A 24,991-nucleotide genomic window follows, 5' to 3' on the forward strand; every position below is an offset into this window, starting at 1 on the left:
GGGGCGCCGTAGGCATAAACGGTCGCGTTAAGTATTTGCCGCTTGCTTGGGCTTGGACGCCCAAAACAAGCTTCCGCAAAAATAGCGACTCCCCGATTGCGGAATTAGTGCAACCTATGAACACGCCTCAAAACAGCGCATCAATCCGGGACAAGCATGAAGTTTTATTCTGTTTTTACATGGAGTTACACACACACCTACCATTTAACGACTACAAACACACACAATATTTAAGGTTCTTTTCGGGCTTATCCTACAGATTTGTCAGCTTATGCTTACATGTTAAATCGTGATTAGAGAGATCGCTCTTACTGTTCTTGAAAAGAGTCGGTATCCTGCCGCTATGGAAACGATCCTTGACGCCATCAATCCCAATGCAAACGCTACTGTCAGCGCCTCCGCCGGCACCGGAAAAACATGGCTTCTCGTTTCGCGCACCATACGACTTCTACTCGATGGTTACCCCGCAGGTGGCATCCTGGCAGTCACCTTCACCCGTAAGGCGGCCGCTGAGATGGAGAGTCGCTTGATTGAGCGCCTGCGTGAGTATGTGGATCTCAGCGACTCAGCGCTTGATGACGCTCTCCATATGATCGGCATCAGCACAGATGAACAGATCAGAGAGCGGGCCCGCACGCTATACGAAAGGCTGCTCTTTTCTGAACACCCTATCCGCATTACCACCTTCCATGCCTTCTGTCAGGAGATGCTGCGAAGTTTTCCGCTCGAGGCCGATGTTCCTCCTGGTTTCGAGTTACTCGAATCGAGTGGCTTACTGGAGGATGAGGCGTGGGCAGCCCTCTACGAGGAGGCGAGTCGCAACCCCGATGCAGCACTTGCCCAGGCCCTCGACAACCTGTTTGAGCAGTGCAACGGTATTAATAGTAGTCACACGGCACTGAACAGCTTTCTTCAACACCGAGGTGACTGGTGGGCCTATACAGAAGCATGCAAAGACCCGATTGATACCGCCAGACAACGACTCCTCGATCTCCTCCAGATCGACCCAGATCTGCAGCCACTCGATCAACTCTTTAACCAGCCGACGATGGATGCACTGCAGCACTACACCGAATTACTGGTGATGCACGATACCAAAACCAATCTGAGTGCAGCAGCAAAGCTTGCTGATATCCGTGATGAAACCAACCCGGTAACTCAACGCCACCAACTACTGTGCGAGGTTCTGCTCACGGCCAAGGGCGAGCCGCGTGCATGTAAACCGAGCAAGGCACGGGCGAAGAAGATGGGGGAGGATGGCGAGGATCGTTTCATCGCACTCACCACTCAACTGACCCAGCAGCTACTCGCCTGCAACGACACACTGGCACGCATAAAGAGCTACCGGCTCAGTTCGGCCTGGTATCTTGCCGGTAGTCGACTACTCGATCACTACCAACGACTCAAACGAGAACAGCGTCTGCTCGACTTCACCGACCTGGAGTGGAAGAGCTACCAGTTACTCAACAACCATGAGCAGAGCGAGTGGGTTCAGTACAAACTCGATCAACGAATCGAACACCTGCTTATCGATGAGTTTCAGGACACCAATCCGACTCAGTGGCAGCTGATCTTGCCACTCCTGCAGGAGATGGCGGCCGGGAGCAGCGAACGTGGACGGAGCGTTTTTCTGGTCGGTGATAAAAAACAGTCGATCTACCGTTTTCGTCGGGCCGAGCCACGGTTGATGGAGAGTGCTGCAGAGTGGCTTGAGCAAAACCTCGCAGCCCACGCCTTTACCATGGATGCATCGCGCCGTTCAGCACCGGCAATCATCAACTGCGTCAACCATATCTTTGAAGAGACCCATCTCAAGCAGCGCATTCCCTCTTTCAGCAGCCACCAGACTCATCACACCGAGCTCTGGGGACGCGTGGAACTGCTACCACTACCGCAGATCGAACCCCCCGTCGAAATCGAACGACTCGGTTTGCGTAACCCGCTACTGGCCCCCCGGCCAGAGCAGCTGGCGATACGTCATCTTGAAGAGGGGCGGCAGATCGCCGCACGAATTAAACAACTGGTAGAGGAGCAGATACCAGTAGGTGCTAAGGATGAAGCACACCCGCTAGGCCACGGCGATATCCTCATCCTGCTACGCAATCGCACCCACATACACGCCTACGAAGAGGCCTTACGCGAGGCGGAGATTCCCTATATCGGCGATCAACGCGGCACTCTGCTGGAGAGCCTCGAGATCCGCGACATGGTGACACTGCTGGAGACGCTGATCACCCCGTTTGGCAACCTCTCTCTAGCCCAGATACTTCGCTCACCGCTGTTTGCCGCCAGTGATGACGATCTGATCACACTGGCCAGCAGTAACAACTGGATGCAGCAGCTAACAACGCTCGCTCCGACACTCGAACCGGGCACACCACTGGCTCGTGCTCACCACTGGCTCAGTCACTGGCGAGCACTGGTAGGTCGTCTGCCAGTGCATGATCTGCTCGACCGCATCTATAGTGAAGGCAACGTCATCGCTCGTTATGAGTCGGCCTTTCCGGAGACCCTACGTCCCCGGGTGCGAGCCAACCTGACCCGTTTTATCGAACTGGCCCTTGAAATCGACAGTGGTCGTTACCCAAGTCTCTCCGCCTTTCTCGCTCGTCTACGCTCACTACGAAGCCGCTCCAGTGAGGCACCCGATGAGGCACCTTCGGGTGGAGGAGAGCCACGTGTGCGCCTGATGACTATTCACGGATCAAAAGGACTTGAGGCACCGCTGGTGATTCTGGCCGATACAATCAACAGGCCGAGTAGTCGCAACGCCTACCAGCCAATCGTCAACTGGCCAGCGGGTGAAGTCCGTCCCAGTCAATTTTTGTTATCGGGTAAAAGTGACCGTCTCGACTCGATCTCTAAAACGCTACTCGAGAGTGAATCAGAGGCCGAGCTGCGTGAAGAGGCAAACCTGCTCTATGTCGCACTCACCCGAGCGCGTCAGCAACTCCTTGTCTCGGGCACGCCACCGAATAGAGGTGATGATCTGGGTTGGTACGGAATGATCCGTACTGCCTTAGAGCCACACGCCGATGTCGATGATGAGGGGCGGTTGATACTGAGCAGCGGAGAGCAGCCAAACCTTGCTAAACCCGGTAGTAACAAACTCTCACAGAAGTCTGTTTTTGATCCACTCCTCAACCACCCCATACGGTGGACAAACAGTCTGGTTGAGATCGCCCCAAGCAGAGCGACTGCTGCGCGATCCCTCTCGAGTGATGGCGATGAGGATGGTCGCGATCGCGGTCTATTGATCCATCGAATGTTGGAACTGCTGACTCAGGCTCGCGTAAATAGTGTGGAAGTGAAAAACCGGATCTGTAGTGAGTTCGACATGGAACCTCAGGATGAGATTCTGCAACAGAGTTTCGATGAGGCACAGGCGGTCGTTGATGCCGCTGAACACCGTGCGTTCTTCAATTCACAAAACTACCTGCACGCCTACAGTGAGGCACCGATCAGCTTCAAAGACGATGGAGTGATGGTCTATGGGATTATCGACCGCCTAGTGGTCACTGAAACGGAAGTGATTGTGATCGACTACAAGAGCCACCGCTCAGCCACCGTTGAGGAAGATAGCCTGGTCGAACACTATCGACCTCAGATCCACCTCTACTGCAAAGGGGTTGGCAAACTCTTCCCCGACAAGCGGGTTAGAGGCGGTCTGCTCTTCACCGCCGCTAACCGCTTCAGAGAACTGACACTCGAATGAGCGCCTGGGACTATTTGTCCTGGGCCAACACCTGCAACAGACGATCGCTGGGCAGGTAACCCGGTAGCTTACGACCCGATGGAGTAAAGATGGTCGGCGTACCGGTAATGCCCAGATCGGCAACCATTGCCAAATGTTTGATGATCGGATTCTCGCAATCGCCCTTTTCAACCGGCTTGCCATTTTTGGCATCAGTCAGCGCCGCATTTCGATCCTTGGCACACCAGACATTAACGGTCTTTTTATAGCTAACCGAACCGACACCTGCTCGCGGGAAAAATAGATAACGCACGGCAACACCCGCCTCGTTCAACTGCGGAATCTCCGTATGGAATTTGCGGCAGTAGGAGCAATCGATATCGGTAAAGACGGTGATGGTCTGTTTCACTTTCTCCGGTGCATAGATAATCGTGCTTTTGTCATCAATCTTGTTCAGCACCTTAAGCCACATACCGGCAAGGCGCTGCTCGGTCAGATCGACCTTGGTCTTCATATCGACCAGGTTGCCCTGAATCATGTAGCGGCCATCACCGCTCACATAGACCACCTCACCAGCGGTGGTAATCACTTCAAAAAGACCGCCGATCTCAGACTCGGCAATCTTCTCAATCTCAACACCTGGCGCAATGCGTTTCACCGCAGCGGAGACAACGCTCTCAGTACTATCAGCAGCATGTGCCGCTGCCATCGTGAACAGAACGGGAATGATAAATAATTTCTTAAGCAGTGACATCGTGATTAACCTTCACAAAATAGATAGTTAGAAATAGGAGGCGCCAAGCGCAAAATCGGCTCACACCATAACACCCTAACCCGTGATCGGCCATTGAGTTCCCCACAGTTTCAACACCCTTTACTCACACTAACCACGCGGATGATGTTCCGCATGCAGCGACTTCAATCTTTCACGTGCCACATGGGTGTAGATCTGGGTGGTAGAGAGGTCACTGTGACCGAGCAACATCTGCACCACTCGCAGGTCAGCGCCGTGATTTAGCAAATGGGTGGCGAAGGAGTGTCGCAGCGTGTGGGGTGAGAGCGCCTTGTCGATACCCGCCTTTAGCGCATAACGTTTTATCAGCTGCCAGAATGCCTGACGCGACATCGCTGAACCTCTTCGGCTGGGAAAGAGCGCATCGTTGACCTGCCCCTTCATCAACATTGGCCGCGCCTCTATCAGGTAGCGATCAAGCCAGCCGAGCGCCTCCTCACCCAAAGGCACCAAGCGCTCCTTGTTACCTTTGCCCATCACCCGTACCAGTCCCTGACGACTATTTAGCTGCAGCATCGTGAGATTGACCAGTTCTGAGACACGCAGACCACTGGCGTAGAGCACCTCCAACATCGCTCGGTCACGCAGACCCATTGGCTCGTCTATGTCAGGGGCATCAAGTAGAGCCTCTACATCGGTTTCGGTGAGTGATTTGGGCAGTGGACGTCCAAGCTTCGGTGCCTCGATCTGAGCCGTGGGATCTACTGAGAGACGTCCCTCTCGGAGCTGCTGCTGATAGAAGCGGCGCATTGATGAGAGCAGTCTTGCTGTGGTTCGAGGAGTGGCCCCCTTAGAGACACGCCATGAGAGATGCGCTAACAGTTCACTACGTTGAGCTGCGTTGAGATCACTCCCCTTTGCTGCCAACCAGCCCGCCACACCACTCAGATCGGAGCGGTAGGCGGAGAGGGTGTTATCACTCAGACCGCGTTCCATCCAGAGCGCATCGATGAACTGTTCAATCAATGCACGATCGGCATCGGACGGTGATCGCCGCTGCTCTTTCATTGCTGCCCTCTATCTCCTGCGATTGATTGTCTGAAAACCGGTTAAAACCCACACAAAAAATACCACCTCTGCACCTGATTTCGCAGACATTTATCTAAATAGCGTGTGATAGGATAAACCACTTCAGAAAACATCGTACGCAGTCATAAAGAGCCATACCCTAATCCATGGTAACCGAGAAGATCACCGCCGTAATTCTTGCAGGTGGACGTGCCAGCCGCATGGGCGGTAACGACAAGGGATTACTACCATTTAAAGACAGACCTCTGATCGAACATATTCTCTCCGCCATTGAGGGAAAGGTCGATAACATCATCATCAATGCCAATCGCAACCTCGATCAATATCGTCGCTATGGATATCCGGTCGTCAGTGACGAGATTGCCGACTTTGCCGGACCGCTTGCGGGCATTCTCGCCTCAATGCGGGCAGCGACGACCGACGCTATCATCACCCTTCCCTGCGACACCCCCTTCATCAGTAGCGACTATATTGAGCGCATGCATCACGCATCGACCGGCGCCTCGGGCGCTATCGCCTGCCACGATGGAGAGATCGAACCACTGTTTGTGTTACTACCCTGCAGGCTCGAAATCTCACTCAGTGAATATCTCGCCAGTGGCCGAAGAAAGGCGCGTGACTGGATGGCGAGCATCGATTCTGCAGAGGTCGACTTTTCGGACCAAATAGAGATGTTTAAAAACTTCAACACTCCTGACGAGCTCAACAGCACCGGAGCAGCCTCATGAAGCGCCCCCCTGTACTCGGCTTTGCTGCATTCAGCGGTACTGGTAAAACCACGCTGTTAAAGAAGATCATTCCTCAATTGAATGATCGGGGCGTTCGCATTGCATTAATCAAACATGCACATCACAATTTTGATATCGACACTCCCGGTAAGGATAGTTACGAGCTGCGCAAGGCGGGGGCAGGACAGGTCCTGATCTCATCCGACAAACGCTCAGCACTGATCACTGAAAAACCACAGACCGAAGAGCCGAGACTTGAGGATATGATTGTGCAACTCGATCATATGCAGACCGATCTGATTCTGGTCGAAGGATTCAGACACCTCCCCTTTACCAAAATCGAACTCCACCGGCCGTCTCGGGAAAAACCTCTGCTTGCACGAGAGGATAGTTCCATTATCGCGATTGCCTCCGATAGTCCAATAGCCTCTGCGCCAGATCTGCCCCACCTCGATCTTAATAATAGTGCCGAGATCGCCGAATTTATTTACGCCTGGTACACCAACCAGTCGAATAGAACTGAACAATAACTGCTTAAGAGAGATAGAGATGAGCGACAAACTGAATATCGATTGTTGTAGCCAACCGAGTGGCCTGTTGAGTGTGGAAGCCGCACGTCAACGTATCCTTGAACCGATCAATCCCGTCACAGAGAACGAGACCCTTGAACTACGTCACGCACTGGGGCGCACCCTGGCCGAGGCGGTCACATCAAGCCTCGATGTTCCCTCCTACAAAAACTCTGCCATGGATGGTTATGCGTTGCATAGTCGTGATTTACCAAACAGTGGTAGCGCCAACCTACAGCTCATTGGCACCTCACTGGCAGGCCACCCCTACGATGGTAGCATTGAGCCAGGCAGTGCGATTCGCATTATGACCGGTGCTGCAGTCCCAGATGATTACGACACCGTGATCATGCAGGAACAGGTTGAACGTAGCGATGAGATAATCACTATTTCGAGTGATCACTGTGCGGGTGAGAATGTACGTTACCCCGGTGAAGACATTAAGAGTGGCGATATCGCTGGCGACATCGGCCTGACCATTCGCCCCGCAGAGCTGGGTCTACTTGCATCACTGGGGATTAGTGATGTCAGCGTAAAGCGCCGTCCCAAGGTCGTCTTCTTCTCCACCGGCGATGAGCTGCGCGAGGCGGGGGATAAGCTGGAAGCGGGGCAGATCTACGACAGTAATCGTTACACCCTCTACGGTATGTTAAACAAACTCGATGTAGAGATGGAGGATCTGGGCATCATTCCCGACCAACCCGAGGCGATCGAACGGGCATTCAGGGAGGCGGGAGAGCGTGCCGATATCGTCATCACCTCTGGTGGCGTCTCAGTCGGCGATGCCGACTATGTTAAGCAGACCCTGGAGCAGTTCGGTTCTATCGATTTCTGGAAAATCGCGATGAAACCAGGCAAACCACTCGCCTTTGGTGCACTGGGTAAGAGTGTCTTTTTTGGTCTCCCCGGCAATCCGGTCTCGACCATGGCAACCTTTTACCAGTTCGTCATTCCGGCGATCAGAAAACTCAAGGGTGAAACCGCCGAGAAGATCTGGACCCTGAAGGTTCCCTGTCACTCAAAACTAAATAAACGCCCAGGGCGTACCGATTTTCAGCGTGGCGTATTGCAGAGTAGTGCCGATGGTTCACTCTCGGTCCACACCACCGGACTACAGGGATCGCATGTGCTCTCTTCGATGAGTAAGGCGAACTGCTTTATCGTTCTACCCGCTGAGAGCGGAAATATTGAAGCGGGCTCGATGGTCGAGGTGCAACCGTTTGAATCGATGCTCTAAATCGAGAGACAAAAAAAGGGGTGCTAATCAGCACCCCTTTTTATTGCGCTAACGCGCTTGTGGTTACGCCTTTTTCTTGGCGGGACGACCACGGCGTTTCTTCGGTGCTGTTGCACCCACCTTCTTGGTCACATCAGTCATAAAGCGCTTTTCCCACTTCTTGCTGTAGCTATCAACCGCCTTGTCACGCGACTCAAGAATTGACTCCAGCGCCTTCTCCAGAACGGCCACACGCTTCTCAGCAGCTTTCTGCGCAGCTGTAGCACTCTTAGCTGCATCCTGTGCCTCTTTGGCACTCTGACGCCAACGCTCTTTGAGCTCTACCTGCTTATTCAGTGCAGCGCGTACCGTTGAACCGGTGCGTTTCTTGGTTGAAGCCTTTGCAGCAGCGCCCTTGTTGAGCGGTGGACGACCACGACGTTTCTTAGGTGCAACGGCTGTAGTCGCTGCGGCGGTGGTTGCAGTCGTTTCACTCTTTGGTGGACGACCGCGGCGTTTCTTTGGAGCTGCCGTCGGAGCTTTAGCAGTTGCAGCAGCCGCACTCTTTGGTGGACGGCCACGACGTTTTTTGGGAGCCGCTGCTACTTCACTTTTTGCAACGGGTGCCTTTTTCGCAGCAACCTTCTTCTTTGCTACTGCTTTTTTCTTCGGTGCTGCCGTCCTTTTTGCAGCTGCCTTTTTCTTGACTCTAGCCATTATTAACTCCGAAATTCAAATATTCACAAATAATTATACGAGCAATTCCATTTTATTCAAATTTCTCAATTAATTATCTCGTTTTTGACAATGACTCGCGTAACTATTCACTAACACTTTAGGTAAAATTTATATGTCTAGATACAATATTTCACAAATAATGGCTTGCAGAAAATGTGCATTTCATCGTTATGCGCTCAATAATCTGAACTATATAGCGACTCACCGCGTAAGATCCTATATTTAGATTGAACAGCCGAGATTGAATTATTACGATTCGATTCGACTCAACATCACTAATTCTCATTCACGACGTAACCGGGTAGAAAATGGCACGTAAAAGAAGCAAAAAAGAGACAAAAGTAGAGACCGAGACACAGGGAGAATCTGGGCTGATACTGCATAATGACGTGCTACCAACCACGCTCTATCTATTGCCCATTCATGATCGCCCCTTTTTTCCCGCCCAGACCATGCCGATTTTGATGGACGAGCAGCCTTGGCTCGACACCGTGCAGCGGATTGGTGAGCTGCCACAATACATGGTCGGACTACTGCTGACACGAAATAAATTCGACACGCACCCCAACCGAGATGATTTTTTCGAGATCGGCAGTACTGCGCGTATGCACCACCCGGTTCACTCTGATGAAAAAATTCAGTTTATCGCTGAGGGTCTGCAGCGATTTCGCGTTATCAAATGGCTCTCTGAGCAACCGCCATTCCTAGTAAAAGTCGAATATATTGATGACAGTTATGAAAACACCGACCAACTCAAGGCCTACGCAATGGCGGTCATCAATACGATTAAAGAGCTGATCCCCCTTAACCCGCTCTACAGTGAAGAGCTGAAATATTTTCTCAACCGGTTTAGTCCTAACGAACCCTCGCCGCTGGTCGATTTTGCTGCCAGCCTGACTACCGCCGAGGCGCACCCTCTACAGGAGATTCTCGAGACCATCCCCGTCTTCACCCGCATGAAAAAGGTGTTGGTGCTCCTGAAAAAAGAGCTGGAGGTTGCCAAGCTTCAGTATCAGATCAGTGAGCGTGTCGAGGAGAAGATGACCGATCAACAGCGGCAGTTTTTCCTACGTGAGCAGCTCAAGGCGATACAGAAAGAGTTGGGGCTAGCCAAGGATGATCGCACCGCCGATATCGACCGTTTTAATGAACGACTCGAGAAGCTGCACCTCAGTGATCAGGCACAACGTCGAGTCGATGATGAGATGCAAAAACTCTCAATCCTTGAATCAGGGTCGCCCGAGTATGGTGTTACCCGAAACTACCTCGACTGGATCACCACCCTACCCTGGGGTAATTATTCAAAAGACACCTTCAATCTGAAAAATGCGCGCCAAATCCTTGATCGCGACCACGACAGCCTGGACGACGTCAAAGAGCGCATCATCGAATTTCTTGCCGTCGGCAAACTCAAGGGAGAGATTGCCGGTTCGATAATTCTGCTAGTTGGTCCACCCGGCGTAGGCAAGACATCCATCGGTCAGTCGATCGCCAACACACTCGACCGCAAGTTCTATCGGTTTAGTCTGGGCGGCATGCGTGACGAGGCAGAGATCAAAGGACACCGTCGCACCTATATCGGAGCGATGCCTGGAAAATTCGTTCAAGCCATCAAGGAGTGTGAGACCGCCAACCCCGTCATCATGCTCGATGAGATCGACAAGGTCGGTGCCTCCTACCACGGTGATCCCGCCTCAGCACTGCTCGAAGTGCTCGATCCTGAACAGAACAGCGATTTCCTAGACCACTATCTGGATGTTCGATTTGATCTCTCCAAGGTGCTCTTCATCTGCACCGCCAATCAACTCGACACTATTCCCGGGCCATTACTCGACCGCATGGAGATTATCCGCCTCTCCGGCTACATCACCTCTGAGAAGGTCAACATTGCCAAGCACCATCTCTGGCCACGCACACTCGATCGTGTTGGCCTGCTGAAAAAGCAGCTCAACATCAGCGATGCCGCACTTCGTCATCTAATCGATGGGTATGCACGGGAAGCCGGGGTACGAAATCTGGAGAAGCAGCTGAAACGGATTGCCCGCAAGGCTGCGGTAAAGATCGTCAAACGCAACAAGACACCCATTCGTGTTGGCATCAAAGAGGTTGAACACTATCTTGGCAAACCCTTTTTCAAACAGGTCAAGCCCCTCAGTGGAGTCGGCGTGGTTACCGGGCTCGCCTGGACCTCTATGGGTGGCGCGACACTCGATATCGAGGCGAGTCGCATCCACACCAAAAACCGAGGATTTAAACTGACCGGAAAATTGGGTGAAGTGATGCGTGAATCCGCTGAAATTGCCTACAGCTTCATCTCCTCTCACCTCAAGAGCTATGAGGGTGACGCCGCCTTTTTTGATGCCGCCTTTGTCCATCTGCATGTACCCGAAGGCGCCACGCCAAAGGATGGCCCCAGCGCGGGCATCACTATGGCGACAGCACTACTCTCGTTGGCACGCAATCAACGCATTAAACGCAAACTGGCCATGACCGGAGAATTAACCCTGACTGGCCACGTGTTGGCGGTCGGCGGAATACGGGAGAAGGTCATATCGGCACGACGCAACAAGATCGTAGAACTGATACTTCCTGAGGCAAATCGCTACGACTATGAGGATGTCCCTGAGCACATTCGCGCGGGTATGACTGCCCATTTTGTCGCCCATTACGATGACGTAAAGGCAATAATCTTCGATTAGAGCAATTCAGGCCGACCGTTAATCAGGCACGAGCGATGGGGAATGTAATCACCTCATCGATCGTTTTTACTCCTGTTACAGCCATTATCAGACGATCAAATCCAAGTGCTACCCCTGCAGAATCGGGTAAGCCACTACTCAAAGCCGCGAGCAATCGCTCATCGAGTGCTGCCTGTTCGAGTCCAGTCTTCCCTCTCGCATCCAGATCAGCGCTGAATCGACGCCGCTGCTCTTCAGCATCGGTCAATTCATGAAATCCGTTTGCCAGTTCAACACCATCCAGATAGAGCTCAAAGCGCTCTGCCACAGCTGGGTCACCCGACACCCTGGCCAGTGAAGCCTGGCTCGCGGGGTAGTCATGGATAAAGTCGGGGCCATTGATTCCCAGACGAGGTTCGATGAGATGACTCATCAACAGATCGAGCCACTCATCACACCCCATCTGCTTGGCCACAATCTCAATACCATTTCTCTCAGCACAGAGTTCCAACACTTCTTCAGAGGCGTTGAAGGGATCGATATTGAGTTCACGTTGAAACAGCTCTCGGTAGCTTGTACGGCGCGTTGTAGCCAGGTCACGCTGCCCATCCATCAGATAGCGCAACAGCGCGTCGACCTCATCCATCAGCTGATGGTGATCAAAGCCCGGCCGATACCACTCCAGCATGGTGAACTCGGGATTGTGCAGGCGTCCCGATTCACCATTACGAAAGGTTTTGCAGAGCTGATAGATCGGGCCACTACCTGCAGCCAACAACCGTTTCATCGCAAATTCGGGAGAGGTGTGTAGATAGAGGTGCGAGTTATCCAGATCGCCTACCCCACGATAGCGGCTGGCGAAGCTCTCAATATGTGGATCGCTGTTAGCTGCTGAGGAGAGCAGTGGCGTCTCGACCTCGAGCACGCCCCTATCGAGAAAGAATTGTCGAAGCCGCCGTAGAAGATGCGCCCGCAGACGTATCATCTCTAGGCTCGCACTGGGTCGCCACTCTTGCTCGTGCATATTTTTTTCGGGAAGGTGTACCGGTCTCAGTTTAGTGAAACCGGTTCAGATAGTGATCTGATTCGGCATTATTCCTTGGCACGACCGACATATTCGCCACTGCGAGTATCGACCTTGAGGATGTCACCGATCTCAATAAAAAGCGGCACCATAACCACAGCACCCGTCTCCATGGTGGCCGGTTTGGTGCCGCCCTGAGCAGTATCACCACGGACACCGGGGTCGGTCTCAGTAACGTTCAACACAACGTGATTGGGTGGAGTAATGCTGATCGGTGAGCCGTTCCAGAGCGTAACCACACAGATATCCTGCTCCTTGAGCCACTTTTTATCATCGCCGACGGCTGCCTCATCGGCACCCAACTGCTCGAAGGTTTCAGGATCCATGAAATACCAGGCATCGCCATCGTTGTAGAGATACTGCATATCGGTGTCCATAACATCGGCCGCCTCAACACTTTCACCCGATTTATAGGTCCGTTCAACGACTCGCCCAGTCTTAAGATTACGGATTTTGACGCGATTAAACGCCTGCCCCTTGCCTGGTTTAACGAACTCATTCTCAACGATTGAGCAGGGATCACCATCGATCATCAGTTTAAGGCCGCGTTTGAACTGGTTAGTGCTATAGGTTGCCATTGTGCTTCACCGTCTAAATCTGGTTTATGTGATAATTAGGCGCAACATGATACCCCGAACCGTCCCATCATGGCAGCGAGAGCTGTCCCAATCGATCCGCGACCCCGCTGAACTACTGCTGCGTCTAAAACTTGGTAGCGAGCTGCTCGAGGATGCACGCCACGCGGCCAAGCTATTTGGACTCTACGTCTCTCCCGCCTACCTATCGCGAATCGAGGTTGGCAACCTATCCGACCCCCTCCTTCGTCAGGTACTGCCATTGAGCGATGAGCTGATCGAACAGAGGGGATTCAGTATGGACCCAGTGGATGAGTTTGAAAGCTTCAAAGCTCCCGGACTACTGCAGAAATATCATGGACGTGCGCTGTTGATAACCACAGCGGCCTGCGCAATCAACTGTCGCTACTGTTTCAGACGCCACTTCCCCTATCAGGGTTCAGCCCCCACCGAGAGTAACTGGCAAGAGGTACTCAAGTCGCTCCGCGAGGATGATTCGATTAGTGAGCTCATCCTTAGTGGCGGCGACCCACTGCTGATCACCAATGAGCGCCTTGCCGGCTTTCTAGATGACCTTGAGACCATCACTCACCTTAAGCGCGTAAGAATTCACAGCCGTATTCCGATCGTGCTACCAAGTCGCATTGATGCAGAACTGTGTCAAATATTGGCCTCTAGCAGACTCTTCAGTGTAGTCATCATCCATGCCAACCATTCTAATGAGATCGACGATGAGGTTAGTTCCGCACTACGTAGACTGCGACCAGTCGCTACACTGCTCAACCAGTCGGTTCTTCTTAAAGGTGTCAACGACAGTGCCGCTACTCTTAGCGAACTGAGCGAACAACTTTTTGCCAATGGTGTACTACCCTACTACCTACACCAGCTCGACCGGGTACAGGGGGCGGCGCATTTTGAGGTCACTGACGGCGAAGCACTTACAATTCACCAGACGATGTCAGAGTCACTACCCGGTTACCTGCTGCCAAAACTGGTTAGAGAGGTAGCCGGAAAACAGAGCAAAACACCACTCATCGAACTGTTTAGCACGACATTTTCTGACACTGACACCGAGGGTATTTTTTCGCTAACATCAATGGGTTATTAACATCACATTATTATTGTGGTATTAATCACAGAGACAATCATTCACATCTATGATTATGGCAAAACTGCCAATCAACTCGACAAGCGTCGCCGGCATGCGACAAAGGAATTCAGGGATTTTAACCGGTGAGCAGTAACGATTCATCCATCTATGCGATACCCGTCCAGCACGCGCCCGACGAGCTGAGCTTTGACCTGCGCCCTAAGAAGGTTAAAGAGTGGTTCGATGCACTACCGATGGCCAATCTGGATGAGGTCACACGGTTGGTTTCCGAAGCGCTCAGCGATATCAGCACCCTGCAGATCAAACCCAGTGAACGGTACAAACTGCTCGAGCAGTTTCACCCGCTTATTCAGATAATTTCTGAAACACTACAGCGAAAATTCGTCGGCAGGCCGCTACCGCTGAGTGATGTCAGTAACCGTGCTTACTCACTGTTACAGGAGATCAATATCCTGATGGCCGTGGGTTATAAGACAGTCATCGTTCAGACGCTAACCCAGACCGGTAAACGCATCGACATATCGATGATTACCTACGCAACCCATCGCAACATGCGCTACCTCAGCACCATCCTGATGCATGCCTACCAGATATACGGCAGCTACCCAACCAATACCTGGAAAGATATCCACCAGCTCTACAGCTTTGCCACTCAGAACAAGATCAGCGAAACCCCAGTTAAAGATCAGATGCTCAAACGCAGAACCACCTGCACCGTTGAGGACATGATTAAACGCACCATGCTTCTTTCACTCGCCTGCCCCTACCGTCTCCATCAGGGGGAGGTCGACCGTGTATATCAGATGCTTGAACAGTGGGTTAGAAACACAAAGATTGGGGGTACTAGCGATGCCGTGGAAGAGAATGGTATTTTTGTCACCCAACTCGATCTCGATGCTCCACCAACTTACCGCGCTCTACACAAGGCGAGTGGCGACCCAAGTCAGATTCGGATTCTCGATACCACCGAACTAGCAGACGATCTGCAACTTCAGGTAACCGAGAACGGAGAGGACAACCGCGTGGTTATCGGTGAGACCAAACTCAGCCACGACCTGCTACGTCGTCTGGCTCTTGCCTGGGGTATCGTACCCAAACGGGGTGAGAACCGACTCAACATCAGCACCAACGTTGAGATCACTAGCGGCATCAATGCAATCTACTACCACATCAGTGGCATCAATCCTGACAAAAATCATCGTTATGGATTTGGTGCTCCACCACCACCTTCACCGACCAAAGATGAGCCGATAGGAATCCCGAGTTCGTCCATCCCTTCCGATTTAACCGTCATCGATTTTGAGATGAGCAGTGAAGAGCGTGAAAAGATCGGGCTTCCGGCTGGCCTGCGCCCCGACATTGACGAAAGCAGTGATTCAACTCCGGCCGCGCCTGCAGCAGATAGTCCCTATCCGACTCAGAACTGGAATATGGTCAACGTGAGTGCAGGAGGCTACTGCCTACTCTGGAATGATGAACACGCCTCTACCGCCAAGGTTGGGGAATTGATCGGCATCCACAATACCGGTGAAGAGGACATCCACTATTGGGGCATCGGCGTCGTGCGATGGATGCGCTGTGAAGAGAGCGAAGGGCTCAAGGTAGGCGTTCAGATGCTCTCCCCCAGCGTCATTTCTCTGCTTGTCGAGCTTGGCGAGGAGCTGACCGACCCAACGGGGCACTGGTTACTGATTCCCGAAAACCCTGCAAGTGAAATAGCCTCTTCGCTCATATTGCCCGCCTATCCACTCAGAGCTGGACAGAAGGTGATGATCAAACAGCAGGACAAAGATCTCTATGTCGAATTGGCTGAGATGACTGAGAATACCGGCTCATTTGCCCAGTACCATTTCAATCCGCTCGGCACATCTGCACAACCCAAGAGCAAACGAAACGGCAACGAAAACAGCTCGCCAAAACAGCAACAGAACAACGGTGAAGCGTTAGACTGGAAGCTCATCTAGTTTTCAGTTACCCGCTGATCTCACACTGGATTCCCTCAGCCGCTTCGAGACCATATCTCCCCTTCTGACATTAGCGAGACCGGCACGGTTTCCCACAGTTGTGATTTACGCTACGATTATCCGTGGAGATCGTAAGAAAATGACCAACTTTCGGCTAATTAGCGATCAATCTTAATAAATACCATCACCTCTTAGAGGGATATCAGCAGGTGCGGCAGATTCGGTTCAGTCGTCATGGCTTGAAGGAATAACAAGAAGATGGATGGAGAGAAACGCCTTCACCTACTAATCGGTGAAAGCTCTTTTAATGTTGCAGACGATTATGTCAGCGCCATTCGCGACGCTGGCTTTGCCGTTCGTGAAAAACGTGTCGAGGATCTCGAGGATCTCGAGGAGGCGCTCAATACACAGCGCCCCGATTTAATCCTCTGTTCAACGGGCATGGATGAACTCTCACCGAGAGAGATCATTACGGCCCTCTCCGCTCACAACATCGAACTCCCACTGATCATGGTCGACCCCGATCCCACCCCAGCCGCACGTGTCGAAGCAATGCGTGCCGGTGCCACAGATTTGATCATCAAGGGCGATATCGCCCATCTGCAACTTGTAGTCAGTCGCGAATATCGCAACCTGATCAACTATAGAGAGATGGTCAGCTGTAAGAGTGCCTTTGGCGAGAGTGAACGTCGCTGTCACGGCCTGCTCGACAACTCTCGTGACGCCATCGCCTATATCCATGAAGGCATGCATATCTATGCCAACTCAGCCTACCTCGAACGCTTCGGCTACGACGATAGCGAAGAGCTAGAGGGCATGCCGGTGATGGATATGGTCGATACTGAAGACCAGGCAAAATTCAAAGACTACCTGCGCGCCCATGCCAAGGGTAAGAGCAAAGAGAGTGAACTCGACCTGCAACTTGTCACTCTCGACGGCAAGGGTTTTCAGGGAAAGCTCGAGTTCTCCCCCGCCACCATCGATGGCGAACCCTGTACCCAGATCATCATCAGAGATCATCGTGCCAGCAAGGATCTTGAAGAGAAGCTCCAGTATCTGAGTAAACAGGACCTTCTCACCGGTCTCTATAACCGCCAATATTTCCTCGATGAGCTTGAAGTCGCCGTAGAGAAGGCTCGCAGTGGCACCGCAGAAACGGCTCTCATTTACATCGATCTCGACAACTTCAAAGAGATCAAGGAGCAGGTCGGTATTGCCGGCAGCGATCTGGTCCTGACCGATGTCGCAAAGATGCTCAGCAGCAAGGTGGCTGAAAACGACACCCTTGCCCGTTTTGGTGATAGCACCTTTACCGTATTGAGCTATAACAAACAGGCTCTGGGCGCAGAGATGCTTGCCGAGGAGCTACGCCACGCCGTTACTGATGTCATTTCGGAAGTTGGAGTTCAATCGATAACCACCACCTGTAGCATCGGTATCAGCACCATCGACAGCAGAAGTGTTGATGCCCACGAGGTGATCTCACAGGCCGATCTTGCCTGTGAGGTGGCTAAGAAGGGTGAAGGTAACAAGACCCATATCCATGACCCTGTCGCCGATCAGGAGGCGGGAGATCAGCGAGATGAAGACTGGGTTGAGCGTATCAAACTGGCACTCAAAGAGAATCGCTTCCGCCTCGTCTTCCAACCGATCGTCAGCCTGCACGGCGACTCCCGAGAGAACTATGAGGTACTGGTTCGTATGATCGACACCCATGGTGATGTCATCATGCCGGGGCAGTTCATCCAGGCGGCCGAGCAGGCCAATCTACTGGCAATTATCGACCGCTGGGTCATCGTGCATGCCATTTCAGTCATTGCGGATCAGCGCCGTAGCGGTCGCAACACCCACTTCTTTATCAAGATGTCAGGCGCATCGGTCGTTGATGAAGGCACCCTTGGCTGGATCCGCGAGTGTCTACAAAAACATCGTCTGGAAGGAGACGCCATTACCTTCGAGGTTCATGAGGAGGATGCCACCCACCATTTGAAGACTGCCAAGGTGCTCTTCGAAGGGTTGAAGCAGCTACACTGCAGCGTGGCCCTGGAACACTTTGGTAAGGGTGCAAAGTCATTCAATATCCTCAAACATCTGCCGGTCGACATGCTCAAGATCGATGGCTCCTTTATTCACCATCTAGGAGGCAATCGAGAGAATCAGGCGATGGTCAAATCGATTACCGATATGGCCAAATCTCTGGAGAAGAAGACCATTGCCGAATTCGTCGAGGACGCTAACAGCCTCTCGGTACTCTGGACCTGCGGTGTAAACTACATCCAGGGATACTTCCTGCAGGGCCCCGAAGAGGTACTGGAGTTCGACTTCGTTAACGAGGGCGTCTAACCTCCTCTAGAATCCCAACTAATAAAAAAAGCCGCTGCTACGATCTGTAGCAGCGGCTTTTTTGTTTCACTGGCTCGTGTTTAATCGAGTACGTGTGAGACCAGGCCATCGGCCAGCTTCGGCTCAAACCAGGTCGACTTGGGAGGCATAACCTCATTGGCATCAGCAACAGCCATCAGATCAGCCATACCGGTCGCAAAAAGTGAGAAGGCCAGTGTCATCTCACCGGAATCGACACGCTTCTCAAGCCCATCCATGCCGCGGATACCACCGACGAAGTCGATACGTTTGTCACGACGTGGATCGCTGATACCGAGCAGCGGTTCGATCAGATTATTCTGCAGCAGACTCACATCGAGCTGTCCGACCGGATCATTGGCTGGTACCAAATCACTGTTTATCGTCAGACGATACCACTGCTCCTGCAGATACATACCGAACTCCTGCGGTTTACCCGGTTTCACCTGTCCAGTTTCAGCCGTCACAGTAAACGACTCAGCCGCCTTGGAGAGGAACGTCTCCCTATCGAGACCATTCATATCTGCAACGACACGATTATAATCGAGAATCTGCATCTCGTTATCGGGGAAGATCACGGTGAGGAAGTAGTTATAACTCTCCTCACCACTATGATTACTATTGTCCGTCTTACGGCTGGCACAGACGCGCGAAGCAGCAGCCGAGCGGTGGTGACCGTCTGCCACATAGATACAGGGCATTGCATCGAAAAGTTCGGTCAGACGTGCCGTCTTCGCCGCATCATCCATCACCCAGAGGGTGTGGCGAATGCCATCATCTGCGGTCAGATTATAGAGTGGCTCACCGGCAGTCGCCTCGCGCACCATCGTCTCAACCTCTGCCTGGTATTTGTGCACCAGAAAGACCGGACCGGTCTGTGCGTTAAGTGCATCGACCTGACGGACACGATCATCCTCCTTCTCAGGACGGGTGAACTCATGTTTACGAATACGGTTCTCGTCATACGCCTCGACCGAAGCAGCCGCGACCAGACCCGTCTGTATGTGGCCGTCCATCTCCAACTGGTAGAGGTAATAACAGGGTGAATCATCGCGAATCAAAACACCGTCACTGATCAAGCGCTGCAGATTCTCAGCCCCCTTGGCATAGACGCTCGCATCGAAAGGGTCGGTTCCCTCGGGCAGATCGATCTCCGGCTTGGAGATATGCAGAAAGCTCAGCGGTTTACCGACAACCCGCTCGCGCGCCTCGGCTGTGTTCAGTACGTCGTAGGGGGGTGCAGCAACATCGGCAGCACGCTCAGGTACGGGACGCAGACCGGTAAAGGGACGAATCAGGCTCATGTGCAGGCTTCCTCGGTGGTTATTAGAAGCCCGCTATTCTACCGTTCTACTCCGCCCCCGACCACAGACAATCAGGGCCTTCCCGTTAACCTGCCGCGCGAAGCGCCGCGATACGCTGATCGAGTGGTGGGTGGCTGCGCAGTAGCTTGGCCAGACCGTGACCAATGCCGCCAGAGATACCGAAGGCGGCCATCTCACCCGGCAGATCCTTTGGCTGGCTAACACGCTTCAGTGCCTCCAGCGCGGCGATCATGTTCTGTCGACTGGAGAGCCTTGCGCCACCACTATCGGCATGAAATTCACGATAACGGGAGAACCACATCGCCACCATCGCCGCCAGAATACCGAGCACCATCTCGGCGAGGATCGAACCGATCCAGTAACCAGGGCCGACACCACGTTCGATCTTGAAAATTGCACGATCGATCAAAATACCGATCACTCTCGAGAAGAAGATCACAAAGGTGTTGAGCACACCCTGCAATAGTCCCATCGTCACCATATCGCCGTTTGCGACATGACTCACCTCATGACCCAGCACCGCCTCTACCTCACCGCGCTGCATCTGCTGCAGCAGGCCAGTGCTCACAGCGACCAGTGCATTGTTTCTATTCATACCTGTGGCAAAGGCATTCGGCTGTGGTGAGTTGAAAACACCGACCTCCGGCATGCCGATGCCCGCCTGCTGTGCCTGACGCCGCACGGTATCGACCAACCATGTCTCAGTGCTGGTGGAGGGTGTAGTGATCAGCTGTACGCCCATCGAGCGTTTCGCCATCCACTTCGATATAGCCAGCGATATAAATGAGCCGGCAAAACCCATCACCGAGGCCATGATCAGCAAGCCAGTCAGGTTAAAACCTCCACCACTGGCCAGCATCCGGTCGACACCCAGCACCCGCATAGAGATGCTAAGCACTGCCAGCACACCAAAGTTTGCCAATAAAAACAGCGCAATACGACTAAACATCGGTCTCGATCCTCGTTAAAAAAGAGAAGTTAATACTGGGCTTTAGATGGGGGTATTGGGAGAAAATTCAATCAGGACGCAAAATCTGTGGACAGCGATTCCCGTCAATGCCGACTGACACCAACGGGATCTGCTATTCGTTGCCGCTGGGCGAGTAACTATTTTTCTGTCACCTCAACCGCATCAACCTTCTGCAGGCCGCGAGGCAGTTTACTACCACGACGACCACGCTCACCGTAGTAGTGTTCGAGATCACTCGCCTTGATGTTGGTGTGACGTTTTCCTGCAACCACCGTAATCCCTTCACCCTTCGGCACTACCACGGCGGCCACTACAAACTCCTCGCGACTGACAACACGCGCCGAGGGAATTCCGATAATCTTGTTACCCTTACCGCGTGCCATCTGCGGCAACTCCTTGAGTGGGAAGACCAGCATGCGCCCCTCATTGGTTACTGCGGCAAGCAGATCATTCTCATAGTCAGTGACCCGAATGGGTGGCAGAACATTGGAGCCGTTGGGCAGTTTGAGCGCCGCCTTGCCCGCCTTATTGCGCCCCTGCATATCCTCAAGCTTCGCCACGTAACCGTAGCCTGCATCGGAGGCCATCAGGTAGAGGTCGGTAGCAGCGCCCATCAACACGGCGCGGAACAGCGCACCATCGGGAGGATTGAGTCGACCAGTGAGAGGCTCGCCGTGACCACGCGCCGATGGCAGGGTATGTGCCTGCAGCGCATAGGAGCGACCGGTGGAGTCGATAAAGACCGCCAGCTGGTTACTCTTACCCTGTGCGGTTCCAAGATAACTATCACCCGACTTGTAGGCGAGCGTAGAGGCATCGACCTCATGTCCTTTGGCAGCGCGCACCCACCCCTTCTCGGAGAGGATCACGGTGACCGGATCACTGCTAATCAGCGCCGTCTCGTCCATCGCCTGTGCGGCAGAGCGCTCGACAATCGGCGAACGACGATCATCACCATACTCGGCAGCATCCTTGATCAGCTCCTTCTTCACCAGCGTCTTCAGACGCGCCTCGGAGCCGAGGATCTTCTCCAATCCATCACGCTCGGCTGCCAGCTCCTCCTGCTCGGCACGGATCTTCATCTCCTCAAGGCGTGCCAGCTGGCGCAGCTTGGTATCGAGGATGTAGTCGGCCTGAACCTCGGTGAGAGAGAAGCGTTCCATCAGTACCGGCTTCGGTTCATCCTCGCTACGGATAATGCGAATCACCTCATCAATATTGAGGAAGGCGACCAGCAGACCATCGAGCAGATGGAGGCGTTTATTGACCTTGTCGAGACGGTGCTGGAGACGACGACGGACCGTCTCGGTGCGGAATCGAAGCCAATCGGCGAGGATGTCGAGCAGGTTCTTCACCTGCGGTCGGCCATCGAGACCGATCATATTCATGTTGACGCGATAGGTGCGCTCAAGATCGGTCGAGGCGAAGAGGTGTGACATCAGCCCCTCGATATCGACGCGGTTGGAGCGCGGCACAATCACCAGGCGGGTCGGATTCTCGTGATCTGACTCATCACGCAGATCCTCAACCATAGGCAACTTCTTCGTCTGCATCTGCTGGGCGATCTGCTCCAGCACCTTGGCACCTGAGACCTGATGAGGCAGCGCGGTGATGACCACATCGCCCTCTTCCCGCTCCCACTTGGCGCGCATACGTACCGAACCGTTACCCAGCTCGTAGATACGCTGCAGTTCAATGGTCGAGCTAATGATCTCCGCATCGGTCGGGAAATCGGGTCCCTTCACATGCTCCAGCAGATCGGTCACTGAGCTACGGGGGGCCTCGAGTAATCTTATGCAGGCACTCACTACCTCACGCAGGTTATGGGGTGGAATATCGGTCGCCATACCAACCGCGATACCGGTGGTGCCGTTAAGCAGTATGTTTGGCACCCGTGATGGCAGCACCAGCGGCTCCTCCAGTGTACCGTCGAAGTTTGGCGTCCAGTCCACGGTGCCCTGCCCCACCTCCTGTAGCAGCAGCTCGGAGTATTTGGCCAGACGCGATTCGGTATAACGCATCGCCGCAAATGACTTCGGATCGTCTGGGGCACCCCAGTTACCCTGACCATCGACCAGCGGGTAGCGATAGGAGAAAGGCTGCGCCATCAGCACCATCGCCTCATAACAGGCAGAGTCACCGTGGGGATGGAACTTACCGAGCACGTCACCGACGGTACGTGCCGATTTTTTATACTTGGAACCCGCCTTCAGCCCCAGTTCACTCATCGCGTAGATAATACGACGCTGTACCGGTTTCAGACCGTCGCCGATATTGGGCAAGGCGCGGTCCATGATTACGTACATCGAATAGTTGAGATAGGCCTGTTCGGTAAACTGCTTGATCGGCTGGCGCTCAACGCCTTCGAAATTCATCTCTGGGGTGTCACTCATAGGGCGGGTCTTGGGCTATCTATCTATTAAAATTAGTCGCATATCATACACCGTGGCGGGCACCACGGTGGGGTAATTATACGGAATAGCGGCTGTGTGCTGGCTTAGGCGACAGACCAGGCTGAATCGGTCAGCAGCTTGGTCAGCTCCGCTCCCGGTACCGGTCGACTGATGTGATAACCCTGCGCCTGATCGCAATCCATTTCCCCCAGCTTCTGCAGAATCTCACCACTCTCAACCCCCTCAGCAATGACCGACATACCAAGATTGTGGACCAGACCGATGGTCGCCTTGACGATCACCGCATCACTGTCGTTCTCCAGCATCGGCATCACGAACGACTGGTCGATCTTGATCTCATCGACCGGTAGACGACGTAGATAGGCGAGCGAGGAGTAACCGGTACCGAAATCATCGATTGAGATGCGCGTACCGAGCTCCGCCAGCTTGGTGACATTGGCCAGCGCCCGCTCCTGATCCTCCATGATCGAACTCTCGGTGATCTCGATAATCAGGTGGTTTGATGCCAGCTGATGTTTTTTAAGTATCTCAACCACCAGCGAGGGTAATTCAGGATCGAGCAGCATCTTGGCCGAGACGTTCACTGCCACATGGATCTCCAGTCCCGCCTGGTGCCACTCTGCGCACTGGCGGACCGACTCATTGAGCACATGCAGGGTCAATGGTTTGATCAGTCCAGTTCGTTCGGAGAGTAGAATAAACTCGATCGGTGGCAGCATGCCGCGCTGCGGATGATTCCAGCGCACCAGTGCCTCGACCGCCACGGTACGCCCCTCCTTGATATTGACCTTGGGCTGGTAGTAGACATCGAGCTCTTCGCGCTCAATTGCCCGACGCAGCTCCCCCAACAGGGAGAGCCGTTCCGGATTCATCTGATCCTGCTCCGGCGAATAGACCATGGTCGAGTAACCACTGATCTGTTTAGCACTGTAGAGCGCGACATCGAGTTTTTGCAGCAGCCCCACAGCATCACTGATGTGGTCGGGATAGATAGCAATGCCGATACTGGCAAGCATCTCAATCTCCACCCCACCCAACAGATAAGGTTGTTTGAGCACCTCGACCACCTTGTCAGCGACCAGCTTGGCATCCTCACCTGTGTTGAGATGTGGAACGAGCAGTGCAAACTCATCCCCTCCCAGCCGTGCCACCGTATCGGGACTACGCACCACACTCTTCAGGCGTCCCGCGACCTGTTTGAGCAGCAGATCTCCGCTGAAGTGGCCCAACGCCTCATTGACCGATTTGAAGTTGTCGATGTTGACCGCCAACAGCGCCAGCTGACCCAGGTCACGATGCGCCGCCTCGATCGCCTGACCAACACGGTCGTGGAACAGCACCCGATTGGGCAGCTCAGTGAGGCGGTCATGGGTGGTGTCGTGGGCCAGCTGAATCTCCAGCGACTCCGCCTGCATGCGTAGATCACGGGTCTGGTCGAGCACCATCGCCCCCGCTTCGATCGACATGATTGAACCGGCGTACTGCCCCCATAGCGCAAAGAGAAATGGCATTGCATCGAGCATCCAGAGCGCTGAGTTGATCTGCTGCGCATACATGATGCTATCGAGCGAAAGCTGATCGGTGTGCATGTAACCAACCACCGCACTCGCTACGCCCACAGCCGCCAGCGCAACAACCAAACCCTGAATCGCGAAACGGTTAACGCGTGATCGAAGCAGCAGCGCGGAGCGCGCAAAAACACCCTGTGTCTCGTTCATCTCTTCTCCAATGCAAACACCAAA

The 24,991-nt window shown here is 53.4% G+C and carries 17 protein-coding genes; 8 read left to right on the plus strand and 9 right to left on the minus strand.

The genetic code is table 11. The features are described 5' to 3' along the window. The first annotated feature begins 343 nt into the window (after positions 1-343). The gene (locus tag BOW52_RS06795) at positions 344-3,715 is read left to right on the plus strand and encodes a UvrD-helicase domain-containing protein (protein WP_078483339.1); all 3,372 of its coding nucleotides are present in this window, start codon (positions 344-346) and stop codon (positions 3,713-3,715) included. Between the two features lie 10 nt (positions 3,716-3,725). On the opposite strand, the gene BOW52_RS06800 is transcribed toward BOW52_RS06795, so the two are convergent. Both BOW52_RS06800 and xerD read right to left on the minus strand, forming a co-directional pair. After that, entirely contained in the window at positions 3,726-4,448 is a 723-nt protein-coding gene (locus tag BOW52_RS06800) for a DsbC family protein (RefSeq protein WP_078483340.1), read from the minus strand. A 129-nt stretch (positions 4,449-4,577) separates the two neighbouring features. Then, positions 4,578-5,495 (minus strand): site-specific tyrosine recombinase XerD, encoded by a 918-nt coding sequence (gene xerD / locus BOW52_RS06805; protein ID WP_078483341.1) that lies wholly within the window; start codon positions 5,493-5,495, stop codon positions 4,578-4,580. A gap of 167 nt (positions 5,496-5,662) precedes the next feature. Between xerD and mobA the strand changes: the two genes are divergently transcribed. From mobA to moeA, 3 genes are read left to right on the plus strand one after another with little or no spacing between them, the layout of a single operon-like run. Beyond that, the gene (gene mobA, locus BOW52_RS06810) at positions 5,663-6,244 is read left to right on the plus strand and encodes a molybdenum cofactor guanylyltransferase MobA (RefSeq protein ID WP_078483342.1); all 582 of its coding nucleotides are present in this window, start codon (positions 5,663-5,665) and stop codon (positions 6,242-6,244) included. Beyond that, positions 6,241-6,774 (plus strand): molybdopterin-guanine dinucleotide biosynthesis protein MobB, encoded by a 534-nt coding sequence (gene mobB / locus BOW52_RS06815; RefSeq protein ID WP_078483343.1) that lies wholly within the window; start codon positions 6,241-6,243, stop codon positions 6,772-6,774. Before mobA ends, mobB begins: the two co-directional genes overlap by 4 nt. 19 nt (positions 6,775-6,793) lie before the next feature. Then, positions 6,794-8,050, plus strand: coding sequence for a molybdopterin molybdotransferase MoeA (moeA, locus tag BOW52_RS06820; protein WP_078483344.1), 1,257 nt, complete (start codon positions 6,794-6,796; stop codon positions 8,048-8,050). A 63-nt stretch (positions 8,051-8,113) separates the two neighbouring features. On the opposite strand, the gene BOW52_RS06825 is transcribed toward moeA, so the two are convergent. Further along, a complete protein-coding gene (locus BOW52_RS06825) occupies positions 8,114-8,746 on the minus strand; it encodes a hypothetical protein (RefSeq protein ID WP_078483345.1) in 633 nt (210 codons plus the stop codon). A 329-nt stretch (positions 8,747-9,075) separates the two neighbouring features. Here BOW52_RS06825 and lon point away from each other — a divergent pair, with 329 nt between their 5' ends. Continuing rightward, positions 9,076-11,466 (plus strand): endopeptidase La, encoded by a 2,391-nt coding sequence (lon, locus tag BOW52_RS06830; RefSeq protein WP_078483346.1) that lies wholly within the window; start codon positions 9,076-9,078, stop codon positions 11,464-11,466. A 22-nt stretch (positions 11,467-11,488) separates the two neighbouring features. Here lon and epmA read toward each other — a convergent pair whose 3' ends face one another. Together epmA and efp are read right to left on the minus strand one after the other, a co-directional pair. Further along, a complete protein-coding gene (gene epmA / locus BOW52_RS06835) occupies positions 11,489-12,469 on the minus strand; it encodes an EF-P lysine aminoacylase EpmA (protein WP_078483347.1) in 981 nt (326 codons plus the stop codon). 68 nt (positions 12,470-12,537) lie between these two features. Further along, positions 12,538-13,107, minus strand: coding sequence for an elongation factor P (gene efp, locus BOW52_RS06840; RefSeq protein WP_078483348.1), 570 nt, complete (start codon positions 13,105-13,107; stop codon positions 12,538-12,540). A 46-nt stretch (positions 13,108-13,153) separates the two neighbouring features. On the opposite strand from efp, the gene epmB reads away from it, so the two are divergent. From epmB to BOW52_RS06855, 3 genes are all read left to right on the plus strand, one after another. Then, the gene (gene epmB, locus BOW52_RS06845) at positions 13,154-14,212 is read left to right on the plus strand and encodes an EF-P beta-lysylation protein EpmB (RefSeq protein ID WP_078483349.1); all 1,059 of its coding nucleotides are present in this window, start codon (positions 13,154-13,156) and stop codon (positions 14,210-14,212) included. Between the two features lie 125 nt (positions 14,213-14,337). Continuing rightward, positions 14,338-16,179, plus strand: coding sequence for a hypothetical protein (locus BOW52_RS06850; protein WP_078483350.1), 1,842 nt, complete (start codon positions 14,338-14,340; stop codon positions 16,177-16,179). 258 nt (positions 16,180-16,437) lie between these two features. After that, positions 16,438-18,522 carry an EAL domain-containing protein gene (locus tag BOW52_RS06855; protein WP_078483351.1) on the plus strand — a complete coding sequence of 695 codons (2,085 nt, stop codon included), beginning with the start codon at positions 16,438-16,440 and terminating at the stop codon, positions 18,520-18,522. Positions 18,523-18,602: 80 nt separating this feature from the next. Here the strand turns inward: BOW52_RS06855 and BOW52_RS06860 are convergent, their stop codons facing one another. The 4 genes from BOW52_RS06860 to BOW52_RS06875 form a co-directional block, all read right to left on the minus strand. Further along, positions 18,603-19,844 carry a DUF1015 domain-containing protein gene (locus BOW52_RS06860; protein WP_078483352.1) on the minus strand — a complete coding sequence of 414 codons (1,242 nt, stop codon included), beginning with the start codon at positions 19,842-19,844 and terminating at the stop codon, positions 18,603-18,605. Between the two features lie 85 nt (positions 19,845-19,929). Beyond that, positions 19,930-20,814, minus strand: coding sequence for a protease HtpX (htpX, locus tag BOW52_RS06865; RefSeq protein ID WP_078483353.1), 885 nt, complete (start codon positions 20,812-20,814; stop codon positions 19,930-19,932). A gap of 158 nt (positions 20,815-20,972) precedes the next feature. Then, positions 20,973-23,228 carry a DNA topoisomerase IV subunit A gene (gene parC / locus BOW52_RS06870; RefSeq protein WP_078483354.1) on the minus strand — a complete coding sequence of 752 codons (2,256 nt, stop codon included), beginning with the start codon at positions 23,226-23,228 and terminating at the stop codon, positions 20,973-20,975. Positions 23,229-23,332: 104 nt separating this feature from the next. Next, positions 23,333-24,967, minus strand: a complete 1,635-nt coding sequence (locus BOW52_RS06875) for a putative bifunctional diguanylate cyclase/phosphodiesterase (RefSeq protein ID WP_172840219.1) — start codon at positions 24,965-24,967, stop codon at positions 23,333-23,335. Between the last annotated feature and the right edge of the window lie 24 nt (positions 24,968-24,991).

Origin of the sequence: Solemya pervernicosa gill symbiont (genome assembly GCF_002020875.1) — a bacterium.
In the GTDB taxonomy this organism is placed as follows: domain Bacteria; phylum Pseudomonadota; class Gammaproteobacteria.

Coding starts and splice junctions, on each gene's coding strand:
- BOW52_RS06795 (WP_078483339.1), top strand. CDS start 344: ATGGAAACGATCCTTGACGCCATCAATCCCAATGCAAACGCTACTGTC.
- BOW52_RS06800 (WP_078483340.1), bottom strand. CDS start 4,448: ATGTCACTGCTTAAGAAATTATTTATCATTCCCGTTCTGTTCACGATG.
- xerD (WP_078483341.1), bottom strand. CDS start 5,495: ATGAAAGAGCAGCGGCGATCACCGTCCGATGCCGATCGTGCATTGATT.
- mobA (WP_078483342.1), top strand. CDS start 5,663: ATGGTAACCGAGAAGATCACCGCCGTAATTCTTGCAGGTGGACGTGCC.
- mobB (WP_078483343.1), top strand. CDS start 6,241: ATGAAGCGCCCCCCTGTACTCGGCTTTGCTGCATTCAGCGGTACTGGT.
- moeA (WP_078483344.1), top strand. CDS start 6,794: ATGAGCGACAAACTGAATATCGATTGTTGTAGCCAACCGAGTGGCCTG.
- BOW52_RS06825 (WP_078483345.1), bottom strand. CDS start 8,746: ATGGCTAGAGTCAAGAAAAAGGCAGCTGCAAAAAGGACGGCAGCACCG.
- lon (WP_078483346.1), top strand. CDS start 9,076: ATGGCACGTAAAAGAAGCAAAAAAGAGACAAAAGTAGAGACCGAGACA.
- epmA (WP_078483347.1), bottom strand. CDS start 12,469: ATGCACGAGCAAGAGTGGCGACCCAGTGCGAGCCTAGAGATGATACGT.
- efp (WP_078483348.1), bottom strand. CDS start 13,107: ATGGCAACCTATAGCACTAACCAGTTCAAACGCGGCCTTAAACTGATG.
- epmB (WP_078483349.1), top strand. CDS start 13,154: ATGATACCCCGAACCGTCCCATCATGGCAGCGAGAGCTGTCCCAATCG.
- BOW52_RS06855 (WP_078483351.1), top strand. CDS start 16,438: ATGGATGGAGAGAAACGCCTTCACCTACTAATCGGTGAAAGCTCTTTT.
- BOW52_RS06860 (WP_078483352.1), bottom strand. CDS start 19,844: ATGAGCCTGATTCGTCCCTTTACCGGTCTGCGTCCCGTACCTGAGCGT.
- htpX (WP_078483353.1), bottom strand. CDS start 20,814: ATGTTTAGTCGTATTGCGCTGTTTTTATTGGCAAACTTTGGTGTGCTG.
- parC (WP_078483354.1), bottom strand. CDS start 23,228: ATGAGTGACACCCCAGAGATGAATTTCGAAGGCGTTGAGCGCCAGCCG.
- BOW52_RS06875 (WP_172840219.1), bottom strand. CDS start 24,967: ATGAACGAGACACAGGGTGTTTTTGCGCGCTCCGCGCTGCTGCTTCGA.